14 protein-coding genes and 2 pseudogenes are annotated in these 13,910 nt (G+C 68.8%); 5 read left to right on the top strand and 11 right to left on the bottom strand.

Annotated features, from left to right (window positions below; translation table 11 throughout):
- Positions 1 to 192: 192 nt before the first annotated feature.
- Positions 193 to 849: a GntR family transcriptional regulator gene (locus PARN5_RS0116100; protein WP_018000800.1), complete on the bottom strand. Its 657-nt coding sequence runs from the start codon at positions 847 to 849 to the stop codon at positions 193 to 195.
- Positions 850 to 1,112: 263 nt separating this feature from the next.
- On the opposite strand from PARN5_RS0116100, the gene PARN5_RS0116095 reads away from it, so the two are divergent.
- Positions 1,113 to 2,627, top strand: a complete 1,515-nt coding sequence (locus tag PARN5_RS0116095; RefSeq protein ID WP_018000799.1) for an NCS1 family nucleobase:cation symporter-1 — start codon at positions 1,113 to 1,115, stop codon at positions 2,625 to 2,627.
- A 15-nt stretch (positions 2,628 to 2,642) separates the two neighbouring features.
- Entirely contained in the window at positions 2,643 to 3,368 is a 726-nt protein-coding gene (locus tag PARN5_RS0116090) for an aspartate/glutamate racemase family protein (protein WP_018000798.1), read from the top strand.
- Positions 3,369 to 3,451: 83 nt separating this feature from the next.
- Here the strand turns inward: PARN5_RS0116090 and PARN5_RS24330 are convergent, their stop codons facing one another.
- The 8 genes and pseudogenes from PARN5_RS24330 to PARN5_RS22420 all read right to left on the bottom strand — a co-directional run.
- Positions 3,452 to 3,895, bottom strand: a complete 444-nt coding sequence (locus PARN5_RS24330; RefSeq protein WP_157404057.1) for a hypothetical protein — start codon at positions 3,893 to 3,895, stop codon at positions 3,452 to 3,454.
- Positions 3,896 to 4,043: 148 nt separating this feature from the next.
- Positions 4,044 to 5,012, bottom strand: coding sequence for a GlxA family transcriptional regulator (locus PARN5_RS0116080; protein ID WP_018000796.1), 969 nt, complete (start codon positions 5,010 to 5,012; stop codon positions 4,044 to 4,046).
- Positions 5,013 to 5,070: 58 nt separating this feature from the next.
- Positions 5,071 to 6,633, bottom strand: a complete 1,563-nt coding sequence (locus tag PARN5_RS0116075; protein ID WP_018000795.1) for a BCCT family transporter — start codon at positions 6,631 to 6,633, stop codon at positions 5,071 to 5,073.
- 39 nt (positions 6,634 to 6,672) lie between these two features.
- Positions 6,673 to 7,599, bottom strand: coding sequence for a bifunctional 5,10-methylenetetrahydrofolate dehydrogenase/5,10-methenyltetrahydrofolate cyclohydrolase (locus tag PARN5_RS0116070; protein WP_018000794.1), 927 nt, complete (start codon positions 7,597 to 7,599; stop codon positions 6,673 to 6,675).
- 345 nt (positions 7,600 to 7,944) lie between these two features.
- Positions 7,945 to 8,301, bottom strand: coding sequence for a hypothetical protein (locus tag PARN5_RS24955; RefSeq protein ID WP_232419416.1), 357 nt, complete (start codon positions 8,299 to 8,301; stop codon positions 7,945 to 7,947).
- A gap of 680 nt (positions 8,302 to 8,981) precedes the next feature.
- Positions 8,982 to 9,134 carry a TonB-dependent receptor gene (locus tag PARN5_RS24950; protein WP_018000791.1) on the bottom strand — a complete coding sequence of 51 codons (153 nt, stop codon included), beginning with the start codon at positions 9,132 to 9,134 and terminating at the stop codon, positions 8,982 to 8,984.
- Between the two features lie 223 nt (positions 9,135 to 9,357).
- Positions 9,358 to 9,507, bottom strand: a pseudogene (locus PARN5_RS25145) (hypothetical protein); the annotation flags it as partial.
- A gap of 64 nt (positions 9,508 to 9,571) precedes the next feature.
- Positions 9,572 to 10,600, bottom strand: a pseudogene (locus PARN5_RS22420) (TonB-dependent receptor); the annotation flags it as partial.
- Between the two features lie 396 nt (positions 10,601 to 10,996).
- On the opposite strand from PARN5_RS22420, the gene PARN5_RS0116050 reads away from it, so the two are divergent.
- The 3 genes from PARN5_RS0116050 to PARN5_RS0116040 all read left to right on the top strand — a co-directional run bounded on the left by PARN5_RS0116050 (position 10,997) and on the right by PARN5_RS0116040 (position 12,149).
- Complete coding sequence (locus PARN5_RS0116050; protein ID WP_018000790.1) at positions 10,997 to 11,335, top strand: tRNA-binding protein; 339 nt, start codon at positions 10,997 to 10,999, stop codon at positions 11,333 to 11,335.
- A 71-nt stretch (positions 11,336 to 11,406) separates the two neighbouring features.
- Positions 11,407 to 11,622 carry a DUF2945 domain-containing protein gene (locus PARN5_RS0116045; RefSeq protein ID WP_018000789.1) on the top strand — a complete coding sequence of 72 codons (216 nt, stop codon included), beginning with the start codon at positions 11,407 to 11,409 and terminating at the stop codon, positions 11,620 to 11,622.
- Positions 11,619 to 12,149 carry a DUF488 domain-containing protein gene (locus PARN5_RS0116040; RefSeq protein WP_018000788.1) on the top strand — a complete coding sequence of 177 codons (531 nt, stop codon included), beginning with the start codon at positions 11,619 to 11,621 and terminating at the stop codon, positions 12,147 to 12,149. Before PARN5_RS0116045 ends, PARN5_RS0116040 begins: the two co-directional genes overlap by 4 nt.
- Here the strand turns inward: PARN5_RS0116040 and PARN5_RS0116035 are convergent.
- Complete coding sequence (locus PARN5_RS0116035; RefSeq protein WP_018000787.1) at positions 12,146 to 12,610, bottom strand: hypothetical protein; 465 nt, start codon at positions 12,608 to 12,610, stop codon at positions 12,146 to 12,148. The genes PARN5_RS0116040 and PARN5_RS0116035 overlap by 4 nt on opposite strands.
- A 12-nt stretch (positions 12,611 to 12,622) precedes the next feature.
- Complete coding sequence (gene hmpA / locus PARN5_RS0116030; RefSeq protein ID WP_018000786.1) at positions 12,623 to 13,831, bottom strand: NO-inducible flavohemoprotein; 1,209 nt, start codon at positions 13,829 to 13,831, stop codon at positions 12,623 to 12,625.
- Positions 13,832 to 13,910 lie beyond the last annotated feature (79 nt).

The following is a 13,910-nucleotide window of genomic DNA, read 5'->3' as shown; positions in this document are numbered from 1 at the left end:
GCCTCGCAAGAGGTTCGGCGCCGCTGATCGCGCTGCGGGCGGCGGGAAAATCACCGGCAAGCGCCGTTTCGGCGGCCGGTGTTTCAGCTCGCGGTTCGGGAAGGTGCCGCCGATGCGCGCCGGCATCAGCATCCGGCGCCGCCTGCCCAATAGCGAGACCGCAGCCCTGACCAACACCCGGCAGAACCCTCCTCAGGCCGGGCTGACGCCCCACCAATGCTGCGTGCGCTCGCAGTGATAGGCGATGGCGTCGGTGGTCGCGGCGCTGTCGCGGCGCTCCAGCGCGGCGATGATCGCCAGGTGCTCCTCCATCGCCGAGCGGACGCGCTCCTGCACGAAGGGCCGGACGCGCTGGAAGATGGCGATGCGGATGCGGTTGCTTTCGTAATCGGCGCGCAGCATCGGATTGCCCAGCCCGCGCGCCAGGAAGTCGTGCAGCGACAGATCGACCTGGATCGCCTGCGCCGACAGTTCGGGCGTGCCGGCGCCGCGCGCCGTCTCGCGCATCCGCTCATGCGCCTGGCGCAGCGCGGCCAGCTCGCCGGCATCGAGGCCGCCGCGGATCCAGCGGCGCGCGCCCTCCTGGTCCAGCACCATGCGCAGGTCGAGGCTGTCGCGGATCGTCGCCGGCTCGGCCTCGAGGATCTGCACGCCGCGCTTGGGGATCACGTCCAGCCAGCCCGAGACCTGGCCGTGGCGCGTCGCCTCGCGCACGGCGGCGATGGGCACGCGCAGGATCTCGACCAGCTGCGGCATGGACAGGAACTGCCCGGCGCGCAGCGCGCCCGAGCGCAACGCCTCGGTCAGCGCCAGCAGCGCGCGCGTGTTCAGCATCTCTTCCTCGCCCATCGCCAGCCCAATCCTTCCCGTCAGATTCGCCCCAGTCTAGCGCCTTCATTTTCAAATTATCCAGTAAGGTTATACCAGGAATTCTATATAGACGCTTTCATAGAATAATATGTAACATTTTAGTTGCAAGCTCAGATACCGGCCTGCGCCGCCGCACTCCGGCGGCTGCCATCGGAACGGGAGGTAACCATGGCACCTGAGACAATGACGGCGCGCTGCCCTGCATGTGGCGCGCGCAACCCCGCGGCGATCGGGGGGTGACGATGGACCAGAACATCCTGCGCGACAAGCAAGCGCATCATCACGGCGCCGCCCTGGACGAGGCGATCCCGCCCGGGGTCTCGGCCAATCTCTACAACCGCGACCTGGCCCCGACCCTGAAGCAGGGCCGGACCTGGAGCGCCTACAACATCTTCGCCCTCTGGGCCAATGACGTGCACAGCCTGGGCAATTATTCCTTTGCCATCGGGCTTTTCGCGCTGGGGCTGGGCGGATGGCAGATCCTGGCCGCGCTGCTGTTCGGCGCGGCCTTCCTCTTCGTGCTGCTGAACCTGTCGGGTTTCATGGGCATCAAGACCGGCGTGCCCTTCCCGGTGATGAGCCGCATCAGCTTCGGCACGCGCGGCGCCCAGATCCCGGCGCTGATCCGGGGCGGCGTCGCCATCGTCTGGTTCGGCATCCAGACCTATCTCGCCTCGATGGTGCTCGACGTGCTGCTGATCGCGCTGGTGCCCGGCCTTGCGCCGATGGCGCAGCAGATGGTGCTGGGCCTGTCGGTGCTGGGCTGGATCAGCTTCACCCTGCTCTGGATCGTCCAGGTCGTCATCGCCTGCTACGGCATGGAAAGCATCCGCAAATACGAGGCTTTCGCCGGCCCGGTGATCCTGGTCACCTTCGTCTCGCTGGCGGGCTGGATGCTCTACAGCGCCGGCGGCCGGCTGCAATGGACGCCGCCGAACCCGCTGAGCGGCGGCGCGATGTGGGCGCAGATCCTGGGCGGCGCCTCGCTCTGGGTGGCGATCTATGGCACCTTCGTGCTGAACTTCTGCGACTTCACCCGCGGCGCCACCTCGCGCCAGGCGGTGGTGCGCGGCAATTTCTGGGGCATCCCGATCAACATGCTGATCTTCGGCCTGATCGTGGTGATCCTGACCGGCGGCCAGCTGTCGATCGACGGCACGCTGATCCAAAGCCCGACCGACGTGGTGCAGAAGATCCCGAACACCTTCCTGCTGGTGCTGGCCAGCCTGTCGCTGCTGATCCTGACCATCGCCGTGAACCTGATGGCGAATTTCGTGGCCCCGGCCTTCGCGCTGGCGAACCTGTTCCCGCGTCACCTCGACTTCCGCCGGGCGGCGGTGGTCAGCGCGGTGATCGGCTTCGTCATCCTGCCCTGGAACCTCTACAACTCGCCCATCGTCATCGTCTATTTCCTGGGCGCGCTCGGGGCCTTCCTGGGGCCGCTGTTCGGGATCGTGATGGCCGACTACTGGCTGATCCGCAAGCAGCGGGTCGACGTGCCGGCGCTCTACAGCGACAGCGCCGCCGGACCCTATCACTATGTCAACGGCATCAATCCCAAGGCGATCCAGGCGCTGATCCCCTCGGCCGCGATCTCGCTTCTGTTCGCCTTCCTGCCGGCGCTGCATTCGCTGTCGCAATTCTCGTGGTTCATCGCCGCGGGCCTGGGGGCGCTGTTCTATTACCTGATCGCGCCCAAGGGCCTCAGCTACGCCGACCGCGACGGCGAAGCCATCGCCGTCGCCACCAGCCACTGAACGGAGACCGTCGCAATGCGTATCCTTGTCGTGAACGTCAACACGACCGAAACCATGACCCATGGCATCGGGGAGTCGGCCCGCAAGGCCGCCGCCCCGGGCACCGAGATCGTGGCCCTGACCCCGCGCTTCGGCGCCGAATCGGTCGAGGGCAATTTCGAGAGCTATCTCGCGGCGGTGGGGGTGATGGACGCGGTCATGCGCTATGACCAGCCCTTCGACGCGGTGATCCAGGCCGGCTATGGCGAGCACGGGCGCGAGGGGTTGCAGGAACTGCTCGAGGTGCCGGTGGTGGACATCACCGAGGCCGCTGCCGCGACCGCGATGTTTCTCGGCCACAAGTATTCGGTGGTGACCACGCTCGACCGCGCCGTGCCGATGATCGAGGACCGGCTGAAGCTTGCTGGCCTTTACGACCGCTGCGCCTCGGTCCGGGCCAGCGGCATGGCGGTGCTCGAGCTGGAAACCCAGCCCGAGCGCGCGGTCGAGACCATCGTCGAGCAGGCCGCCGCCGCCGTGACCCAGGATCATGCCGAGGTGATCTGCCTGGGCTGCGGCGGCATGGCCGAGCTCGAGGCCAAGATCCGCGCCCGCACCGGCGTGCCGGTGGTGGACGGGGTCGCGGCCGCCGTCACCATCGCCGAGTCGCTGGTGCGGCTGGGGCTGAAGACCTCGAAGGTGCGCACCTACGCCCCGCCGCGGCCGAAACGCATCACCGGCTTCCCGCTGACCGCGCTCTGACAGCGGCCCGTCCTGACCGGCGCCGCGCGGGAAAACCCCTCGCGCGGCGTCGCGATTCCGCCCGGGGTTTCGGCTGGCGCGGCTCAGTCCAAGCCCGGCTCGGTGATCGTCAGGATGGCCCGCGCCAGCGCCAGCGCCTGTTCCAGCGGCAGGGCGAACTGATGCACCTGCGCAGCCGACAGCCGCGCACCGGGCGGCAGGTTCTGCTGGCCGTCGAAACGCAACAGCACGCAACGCTGATCCTGCATCCTGGCCTCGACGGCGACGCAGCCGTGGGACACAAGCGCCACCGGCTGATCATCCTCGCAGTCGACGACGAAACCCTGGTTGTTGATGCGGAACATGCCGATGCCTTCTTCGGACGCGGGAACGGCAAGAGCGCCGAACCGGCTATTTCCGGTTTCCCTGTTGACGCAACGCAGGATAAGCCCGCCGCGCCTGAAAATCACATCGGTCGAAGAAAAAAACAGCGGATAGATGTCGTTAGGCCACGGCGGCGCCACGCTGACAGGGGGCGGAAACGGCAAAGGCAGCCCCGGGGGCTGCCTTCATCGGACCGGAACGGCTGCCTGGCTGCCGCCTGCTCGGCGGCGAACCGGATCGCGCATTCCCCGCAGCGGTCGTTCGACCTGACCACCGGCCAGAAGCCGCCGGCGCGCGCCGCCGGGCCGAGGCTCAGGCCCTGCCATCCCTTTTGCGATAGGGCGTCTTGCCATATTGTGCGCGGTAGCATTTCGAGAAATGCGCGGTGCTGGCGAAGCCGCAGGCGAGCGCGATCTCGATCACGCTCATCTCGGTCTGCAGGAGCAGGTTCTGCGCCCGCTCCAGCCGCAGCGCCATGTAATGCCGCTTGGGCGAGCGGCCGAGATAGCGCGCGAACAGCCGCTCGAGCTGGCGCGGCGACAGGCCCGCGTCCTGCGCCAGCCGCGCCGGGCTCAGCGGCTCCTCGATATTGGCCTCCATCCGCGCCACCACCTGCGCCAGCCGCGGATGCCGCGCGCCCAGCCGCACCGGCACCGACTGGCGCTGGTGGTCCTCCTCGGAGCGGATCGCGGTGTGGATCATCTGGTCGGCCACGCGCCCGGCCAGCGCCTCGCCGTGGTCGCGGGCGATCTGGCGCAGCATCAGGTCGATGGCCGCGGTGCCGCCGGCGGCGGTCAGGCGGTTGCCGTCCTCGACGAAGACGGTGCGGATCAGGGTGGCGTCGGGGAATTCCTCGGCGAAGGCGTCCTGGTTCTCCCAATGGATGGTGCAGCGCCGGCCGGCAAGCAGCCCGGCCTCGGCCAGCACCCAGGCGCCGGTGCAGAGCGCGCCGATGCGGGCGCCGCGCCGGGCCTCGCGCCGCAGCCAGGCCAGCACCGGGCGCGAGGTGGCGCGGGCGATGTCGAGCCCGCCGCAGACCAGCACGGTATCACCGCGATTGCCGTCCTCGAGGCCCCCGTCCAGCATGATGCGGGCGCCGTTCGAGCAGCGCGCGAAGGCCCCGCCCTCGCCCACCAGCCGCCAGTCGTAGAGCGGGCGCCCGGCGATGCGGTTCGCCAGCCGCAACGGCTCGATCGCCGCCGAAAAGGACACCAGCGTGAACCGGTCCAGCAGCAGGAAGACATAGCGGGCGGGGCGGGGGACGGGCGCGATCTCGGTCATGGCTTGGGCAAGGCGGTTGCGGCTTGCCGCGCCAGAGCGGCGCGACAGGCCCGTTTCGTCAATGCAGGCGGTCCTTCAACCCGCCGGTATGCGGGTCGATCTCCTCGAAATGGCCATGCACCTCGATATCGTCCAGAAGCCCCTTCCAGAGCGAGCCGCAAAGCCCGACCATGACCAGCAGGAAGGGCGCGGCCGCGATGATCGAGGCGGTCTGGAGCCCGTCGAGCCCGCCCATGACCAAAAGCACCGAGGCCGCGGCGGCGGCGAGCACGCCCCACAGCACCACGATGCCGGCCTGCGGATGGCTGGTCCCGCGCGAGGACAGCATCCCCATCACCACCGAGGCCGCATCGGCGCCCGAGACGAAGAAGATCGCCACCAGGAACATCGCCACCACCGAGGTCAGCGAAGCCAGCGGATATTGCTCCAAGAGCGCGAAGAGCGAGACCGGCGCGCCCTTGTCGGCGATGGCCTCGACCAGCCCGCCCGGGCCCATCAGCTCGGAATGCAGCGCGCTGCCCCCCATGACGGTGAACCAGACGAAGGTCACGGCGCTGGGGATCACCAGCACGCCCACGACGAATTCGCGGATGGTGCGGCCGCGCGAGATGCGGGCGATGAACACGCCGACGAAGGGCGCCCAGGAAATCCACCAGGCCCAGTAGAAGATGGTCCAGCTGGCCAGCCACTTGCTGTCGCTGAAGGCCGAGGTGCGGAAGGACATCGACACCAGGTCGCCGAAGTAATAGCCCATCGCCTCGATCAGCGTGTCGAGCATGAAGACCGTCGGCCCCAGCGCCGCCAGGAACAGCAAGAGCAGCAGCGCGATCAGCATGTTCATGTTGCTGAGGAACTGGATGCCCTTGCCGACGCCCGAGACCGCCGACAGGATGAACAGCACCGAGAGCACGGCGATGACGGTCAGCGCGATGCCCGCGCTTTCGCCGGTGCCCCACAGGTAGTTCATGCCGCTGTTGATCTGCTGCGCGCCCAGCCCCAGCGAGGTCGCGGTGCCGAAGAGCGTCGCGATGATCGCCAGCACGTCGATGGTGCGCCCGATCGGCCCGTGGATGCGGTCGCCCAAGAGCGGGTGGAAGGCGCTCGACACCAGCGTCGGCAGGTCGCGGCGATAGCTGAAATAGGCCATCGCCAGCCCGGCCATGGCATAGATCGCCCAAGGATGCAGCGCCCAGTGGAAATAGGCGTATTGCATGGCGACCAGCGCCGCCTCGCGCGTCTGCGGCTGCGCCAGGCCATGCGGCGGGGTGCCGAAATGGCTGACCGGCTCGGCCACGCCCCAGAACATCAGCCCGATGCCCATGCCGACGCTGAACATCATGCAGATCCAGGACCGGGTCGAGAATTCCGGCACCTCGTCGTCATGGCCCAGCTTGATGCGGCCGAAGCGGCTGAAGGCCAGGAAGACCGCGAAGGCCAGGAAGAAGGCCGTCGAGATGACGAAGCTCCAGCCGAAGACCCGGATGATCCAGGCCAGCACGGCGCCGGCGGTGCCGGCCAGGCTGTCTGGGGCGGCGACGCCCCAGAGGACGAAGCCCAGGGCGATGGCGATGGCGGGCCAGAACACGCCCGCGTCCAGCCCCCTGCCGGGTGTTTCCTTCATGCGAAATCCTCCCTCTGTCAATGATCTGCTCAAGAAATGTCAGGCCCGGCCGGGCGCCTCCCCGCCCAGCCAGCCGGCGTCGACCTGGCGCCGATGCGCGGTCAGCGCGTTGCGCATCAGCATGGCGACGGTGACCGGGCCGACGCCGCCCGGGACCGGGGTGATCCAGCCGGCGACCTCGCGCACGCGGTCGGTGTCCACGTCGCCCAGGATGCGGATGCCGCCCTCCGCATCGGCGACCTGGTTGATGCCGATGTCGATCACCGCCGCGCCGGGCTTGATCATCTCGGGGCCGATCAGATGCGGCTTGCCCACCGCCACGACCACCGCATCGGCCCGGCGCGAATGCATCGCGACCGAGCGGGTCATGTGGTGGCAGACGGTGACGGTGGCGCCCTCGGCCATCAGCATGAAGGCGGCGGGCTTGCCGACGATCTCGGAATGGCCGATCATCACCACCTCGAGCCCCTGCAAGGTAAGGCCGGTCTGGCGCAACAACTCGACCGCGGCGGCCGCGGTGCAGGGCGCCAGGGCGATGTCGTTATAGACGATGTTGCCGATCGAGGCCGGGTTCATGCCCTCGACGTCCTTCAGCGGATGGATCGCCGATTGCAGCGAGCGGACATGGATATGCGCCGGCACCGGGCGTTGCAGGATGATGCCCAAGACGGCGCCGTCGTCGTTCAGCGCCAGGATCCGGCGCTTGGCCTCTTCGGGCGCGATCCCGGCGGGCCAGACCTGCTGCTCGAAGGGCAGGCCGGCGCGCTCGGCGCCGCGCGCCTGGTTGCGGACATAGACCTCGACCTCGGGCGAGGGCCCGATCGAGACCGAGACCAGCCGCCCCACCGGCCGCCGCTGCCGCTCGCAGGCGAAGGCCTCGTTCAGCCCGGACAGGATGCGGCGCTGCACGGCCCGGCCGTCGATCAGGCAGTGGTCGGTCTGGCGGTGATCGGTCTGGGTCGGCATGCCGGGCGATCTTTCCTGCTGTGGCGTCTGGGTCCGTGGCGGGTCGCGGCGCATCGGCCGGGCAGGCGCCGTCGGCCGCGACCATGCGGCACGGCCGGCCGCATCTGCGGCAATCAACCGACATGTCAGGGGAAAAAACCGTCACGCCGCCGGCATTGGCGGCGGATGGCGGATCAGGGCCGGCCAGCGCCTCGACCGGGCTCGGCCTGGCGGCGCGGATCTCCGGCACCATGCCGAATCCCGCGCCCATCAGCGCGGGGCCGGCCAGCGCACCAAGCGCGACCGTGACCGAAAACACCACCGGCATGCCGATGCCCCAGACCGCCGCCTCGGTCAGGAGCCGGATCAGGATGTCGCGCATCGAGGCGCCGGTCGCGGCGCGGATGCTGATCTCGCGCGTGCGCTCGCGCACGGTGGTGAACATGATGTCATCACCCCGATACCGCCGACGAGGATCGAGATCGCCGCGATGGCGCCAGTTGCCCGCCGACATCTGCGCCGGCCGGGCATGCAGCCGGTGCCCCAACTCCAGGCTGCCCCGCAAGCCCGCCGCCCGGTCGCGCCGCGCTGCGCGCGACAGGCCGGCACGGGCAGCTTGACGTTTTCCAGCGCCGACTGCGTCGGGATCAGGTTGTATTGCTGAAAGACGAAGCCGAACAGCCGGTCGCGCAGGTCGGCCTGCGCATCGCGCGACAGGATCACCACGTCCTGCCCGGCCAGATGATAGCCGCCCGCCGTCGGCCGGCCGAGAGCCCAAGATATTTTCAGCGGCGGCCGCGCTCATCGCGCGATCCGCAGCAGCGGGTCGTCCTCGGTCGCGCGGATGTCGGTGACGACCTGCGCGCCCTCGGCGAGGCCCGAACCGACGGCGACGAAGGCGCGGGTGCGCATGCCGCGTCTCGACCCGGCCCGAGGCGCCCTGCCCCAGGACGCGGCCGTCCTCCAGCGCCGGGACCGGCACGGTCAGCACCTGCGCGGCGCTTTTCGGGGACGAAGAACACCTGCGCGGTGATGCCGGGCAGCAGCGCGCCGCCCGGGTTCTCGACAGCGAAAAGCACGGCATGGGTCACGACGGCGCTTTCGGCCTCGCCGTCCTTCCTCACCGGCGGCGCGGGCAGCACCTAGCACAGCGTGGCGCGGAAAGCGGCGGAAGGTGGCGTTCAGCGCCTCGACCCGGATGCGCAGCGCATCGCGGTCGCGCCCGGATTCCTCCAGCGTTTCCTGGCTGGCACTGCGCCCGACCCGGCTGCGCGAGACGACCGGCCCCGGAAAGGCGACCGTGGCTCCGTGCCCGAGAGCATGGCTTGGCGCCGGTCCTGGCCCCGGGAAAGCCAGGGCGTAGCCGGGCCGACGGCGAGACCACGCCCCGCCATCGGCTCGGCTCAGAACTGGCCGCGCAGGGTCAGGGTGGCGTTCCTGGGCGCGCCATACCAGTTGCCGCCGCCGGGCGTGCCGAGCGTGGCGTAATAGTTCCTGTCGAAGACGTTGTTCACGTTCAGCGCCAGGTTCCAGCGGTCGTCGATCTGGAAATTCACATGCGCGTCCCAGACCGCATGGCCGCCCTGCCGGATCGCGAACTCCGGCTGGGTCCAGCCGGCATCGGTCCAGGCCTAATAGGAGCCGGTATTGGCATGCCTGCTTTTCACCGTCACGCCGCCGCCCACGGTCCATTTGGAATGGGCGCCCGGAAGGTTGTAGTCGGTCGTTCTGGTTCCAGGTATAGCCGGCAAAGACCTGCCAGCCCGGCGAGACCTCGCCCGAGACCTCCAGCTCCAGGCCTTGGCTGACGATCTCGCCCAGCGGCAGATAGAAGCGGCTGTTCTCGCCATAGGCCAGGTCCTGAATGGCCTCGCCCTTGCGCTCGATGCGATAGAGCGCGGCCGAGACGTTCAGCGCCCCGTCCAGCACCGCGCCCTTTGGCACCCAGTTCGACGTTGCGCCCGGTGATCGGGTCCAACTGCGTGGGGTTCTCGGGCGGGCCGGCAAACATATTGCCCTGCGGCTTGTAGATCTCGGTCAGGCTGGCACAGGCGCTCCAGCCCGGCGTCACGTCATGGTTGACGGCGGCATAGGGCGTGAAGATGCCGGTTTCCTGCCAGCGGTAGCTGGCGTCGCGCTCGACCAGATCGCCGTTGTCGTCGTAAAGTTCGTAGATGTCGCGATGCTTGTAGTTGCCGTAGCGGCCGCCGACGATGACATGCGCCGTGTCGGTCAAGGCCATGTCCAGCCGGGCATAGATGCCCTGCTGCTTGCCGCCCCAGGCCGGCCAGCCGTGGTGGCGCCGCAGGAAGGTCGGTTCCGGCAGCACCACGCCGGGGAAATCGTCCGGGCCAAGCTCGCCGTCCGGGAAGGCCGTCTGGTAGCGGTTGCGGATCTGCTTGCCCTCGCTCATCCGCCAGTCGGCGCCGGCGGTCAGCTTGTAATCCACGCCCCAGGCGCGGAAGCGGCCGGTGACGCTCAGGTCCACGCGCCTGGAGTGATTGCCGTCATCCTCGGACGAGACGCTCGGCGCGCCGAACAGCCCCGTTGCCGGATCGACCGGGCCGCCGACGTTCAGCTTCAGGTAGCCGAAATCGTATTTCTGCTGCATGGCGTTCAGCTTCACCGACCAGTCGTCGTTGATGCGGTGTTCGGCGGTGAAGAAGGTCTCGCGGATGGTGGTGTCGCGCCTGGCCCAGTCCGGGTTCAGCGCCGGGTTGCGCGGCAGGCCAAGCTGGCTGCCGTCGAGGAAGGTCGGCAGGCCCGTTTGCCAATGCGTCCCGTATTGGTGCTGATAGGTCACCCCGCCGCTGATCGTGGTGTCGGGCGTCAGGTCGTATTCCAGGATGCCGTAGAGCACCTGCTTTTCCTCGTCCGCCGGCGCATGGAAATAGTCGCGGTCCTGCCAGACGCCGGCCACCCGGCCGCGCAGCCGGCCGTCGAAGCCGATGGGGCCGCCGATATCGGCCTCGATGCGGCGGTTGTCCCAGCTGCCATAGGCCAGCGACACCGCCGAGCGCATCTCGTCCGTCGGCCCATTGCGCGTCAGGTTGATGGTGCCGCCCGGCTCGCCCGCGGCCAGGTTCCGCGTCACCGCCGCCATGGCCGAGTTGGCGCCGAGCGGGTCGTTGACCGGCACCTGCGCGGCGTCGTGCAGCGCCGCCTCGGCCGAGCCGGTGGTGGGGAAGATGCACGGCGACTGCCGCACCGCGCAGTCAAGGCGCTACGCCAGATCGGCGCCGAGCGCCTCGCCCTCGAAATCCGACGCGGCGGCATAGACCCCGGTCGGCAGCGTATGCGCCTCCTCAGGGCGCGAAATATTTCCGCTGCATCGTCATCCAGACCTTGCTGGATCGCGGATATGTGCCGATCAAGTCGCTGATACGACAGGCTGAGGGCGCCAAAGAAGGAGAATACCATGTCGGAACACCAGATCGTCCATGACGACTTCGCCAGGGTCGAGATGCGCGTCGGCCGCATCGTCGCAGTGCTGCCCTTTCCGCGCGCGCGCAATCCTTCCTACAAGGTGCAGGTGGATTTCGGCGAGCTGGGCACGCGCTGGTCCAGCGCGCAGATCACCAATTACCCGGAATCCGCGCTGCTGGACCGGCTCGTGGTCTGCGTCGTGAACATGCCGCCGCGCAATATCGCCGGCTTCCAGTCGCAGGTCCTGGTGCTGGGCGCGCCGGATGCCGCAGGCCGGGTCATGCTGCTGCAGCCCGATGCCGGCGCCGTTATCGGCGCGCGGATCTTCTGATCTCGGGCGCGGCAACCTTGCATCGCCGCCGCGGCTCTGGCCTAATCGCAGTCCTTCTGCTGGAGAGCGTCATGTCCAGATCCTTCAAGGTCGGCGATCATGTCGGCTGGAATTCCGAGGCCGGCGAGGTCTCGGGCGTCATCACCGAAATCAAGACCGCCGATTTCGACTACAAGGGCCATACCCGCCGTGCCTCGCCCGACGAGCCGCAATACCTGATCCAGAGCGACAAGACCGACCATGTCGCGGCGCACAAGGGCAGCGCGCTTCACCTTCTGAGGCCATGAAGCGGCCTTTCCATACCATCGGCCATTCCAACCGCAGCCTTGCGGAATTCATCGCTTTGCTGGCCGAGGCCGGGGTCGAGCGGGTCGCCGATATCCGCAAGCTGCCCGGCTCGCGCGCACATCCCTGGTTCGACGGCGACACCTTGGCGCCGGCGCTGGCCGGGGCCGGCATCGGCTATGAACGGGTCGCGGAACTGGGCGGGCTGCGCGGCAGCAATCCCGGCGTCCCGCCCGAGTTGAACGGCTTCTGGACCAACCGCAGCTTTCACAACTATGCCGATTACGCGCTGTCGGAGCGGTTCCGGGCCGGGCTCGACCGGCTGCTGGCCGCCGGCCGGGCACAGAGCTGCGCGACCATGTGCGCCGAGGCGGTCTGGTGGCGCTGCCATCGCCGCATCGTCAGCGACTACCTGATCGCGGCGGGCGAGACGGTGATCAACATCATGGGCCCGGGCCGGCTGGAAGAGGCGCGGCTGACCCCGGGCGCGGTGATCCGCCCCGATGGCAGCGTGGTCTATCCCGCCTAGAATAGCCCGTGCGCGCCGCCGACCCCGCCGATCACCGCGATCAGCGAGGCGGCCAGCAGCAGCACATGCATCCGGCCCATGCGGTCGAAATCCGCCGCCGGATCGGCCGAGACCTTCATCCGGCGGTGCAGGAACAGCGGCTCGATCAGGAACAGCATGGCGGCAAAGACCAGCCAGACCGCGACCATGGCGTGCATCCACCAATAGCCCGCCTCGGCAAAGCGGTCCCACATCGCGCCGCGCCAGATCATCCACAGCCCGCTGAGCCCGGCCAGCGCCACCCAGAGCCGCGCCTGGACGGCAAAGCGGCCCTCGACGCGGTGAAAGGCGGCCAGCCGGCGCTCGGGCGGCTCGGCCCCGCGGATCGCGGGGATCAGCACCAGGGTCACGAAAGCCACCCCGCCGATCCACAAGAGCACCGCGACCACATGGACGATCCGCGCGATGGTCAGGTCGTCCATGGCCGTGGTCCCTCAGGCTGCCAGAAGCTCGTCGGCCGGGCCGAAGAACTCGTAATGGATGCGCGCCGCCGGAACGCCGGCCAGCGACAGGGCCGAGACCGCCGCCCGCAGGAACGGGCGCGGGCCGCAGATATAGTAATCCGCCGTCTCGGCCGGCGTATTGGCCAGCAGCCATTCGTCGGTGATCAGCCCTGCGATGTCATAGTCGCGCCCCGCGACCTCATCCGCAAGCGGGGTCTGGTGGAAATCCGTGACGCGGATGTCGCTGCCCTGCTCGGCCAGCGCCCGGACATGGGCGCGCATGGCATGGGTGTCGCGGTCATGGGTGCCGTGGATGTAATGCACCGGCTGCTCGGCGCCCTTCTCGACCAGCCATTCCAGCATCGCCACCATCGGCGTCAGCCCGACCCCGCCCGAGAGCAGCACCACCGGCCGCTGCGGCAGCGCCTCGATGAAGAACTCGCCCGCCGGCGCCGCGACCTTCAGCACCGTGCCCGGCGCCTGTTCGTGCAGCCAGCCCGAGGCCAGGCCCTGGGCCTCGCGCTTGACGCTGATGCGATAGCCCTGCCCGTCCGGCGCCGACGAGATCGAATAGTTGCGCTTGGCCGGCGGATGGCCGGGGATGTCGAACCAGAAGGTCAGGTATTGCCCCGGCAGATGCGCCATCACCGGGCCGCCGTCGACCGGGCGCAGCACGAAGGACTTGATGACGCTGCTTTCGGCCACGACCTCGGCGATGCGGAAGTCGCGCCAGCCGTTCCAGCCGCCGGGCGCGGCGTTCTGCTCGCCATAAAGCCGCTTTTCCCGGGCGATCAGGATATTGGCCAGGAACCAATAGGCCTCGCCCCAGGCGGCCAGGATCTCGTCGGTGGCGGCATCGCCCAGCACATGCTTGATCGCGCCCAGCAGCGCCTCGGCGACATGCGGGTAATGCTCGGGCAGGATCTGCAGGCCGACGTGCTTCTGCGCGATGCGCTCGACCGCCGGGGCCAGCGCGGCCAGGTTCTCGATATTGCCGGCATAGGCCAGGATGGCGCCGGTCAGGGCGCGCGGCTGGGCGTCGCTGGCGCCGTGATGCGACTGGTTGAACAGGTCGCGGATCGCCGGGTCGCGGAACATGCGCGCATACATCTCGTGCACGATGGTCATGCCATGCGCCTCGAGCGCGGGCACGGTGGCCTTGACCAGTTCGATGGTGCGGGGGCTCAGAGCCTGGGTCATCGGATTCTCCTTGGCGCTGCGGCCGCGGGCGCGACTCGCAAATCATGTATTGCGGATACATCTATGCGGCAGGATCAAA

The organism is Paracoccus sp. N5 (assembly GCF_000371965.1).
Lineage (GTDB): Bacteria > Pseudomonadota > Alphaproteobacteria > Rhodobacterales > Rhodobacteraceae > Paracoccus.
The sequence above is the reverse complement of the archived record's forward strand: the minus strand, read 5'-3'. Positions and strand labels throughout refer to the sequence as shown.

Bases quoted from the DNA above. Each gene is read 5' to 3' on its own strand.
- PARN5_RS0116100 (WP_018000800.1), bottom strand. From the start codon at position 849: ATGGGCGAGGAAGAGATGCTGAACACGCGCGCGCTGCTGGCGCTGACC.
- PARN5_RS0116095 (WP_018000799.1), top strand. From the start codon at position 1,113: ATGGACCAGAACATCCTGCGCGACAAGCAAGCGCATCATCACGGCGCC.
- PARN5_RS0116090 (WP_018000798.1), top strand. From the start codon at position 2,643: ATGCGTATCCTTGTCGTGAACGTCAACACGACCGAAACCATGACCCAT.
- PARN5_RS0116080 (WP_018000796.1), bottom strand. From the start codon at position 5,012: ATGACCGAGATCGCGCCCGTCCCCCGCCCCGCCCGCTATGTCTTCCTG.
- PARN5_RS0116075 (WP_018000795.1), bottom strand. From the start codon at position 6,633: ATGAAGGAAACACCCGGCAGGGGGCTGGACGCGGGCGTGTTCTGGCCC.
- PARN5_RS0116070 (WP_018000794.1), bottom strand. From the start codon at position 7,599: ATGCCGACCCAGACCGATCACCGCCAGACCGACCACTGCCTGATCGAC.
- PARN5_RS0116050 (WP_018000790.1), top strand. From the start codon at position 10,997: ATGTCGGAACACCAGATCGTCCATGACGACTTCGCCAGGGTCGAGATG.
- PARN5_RS0116045 (WP_018000789.1), top strand. From the start codon at position 11,407: ATGTCCAGATCCTTCAAGGTCGGCGATCATGTCGGCTGGAATTCCGAG.
- PARN5_RS0116040 (WP_018000788.1), top strand. From the start codon at position 11,619: ATGAAGCGGCCTTTCCATACCATCGGCCATTCCAACCGCAGCCTTGCG.
- PARN5_RS0116035 (WP_018000787.1), bottom strand. From the start codon at position 12,610: ATGGACGACCTGACCATCGCGCGGATCGTCCATGTGGTCGCGGTGCTC.
- hmpA (WP_018000786.1), bottom strand. From the start codon at position 13,831: ATGACCCAGGCTCTGAGCCCCCGCACCATCGAACTGGTCAAGGCCACC.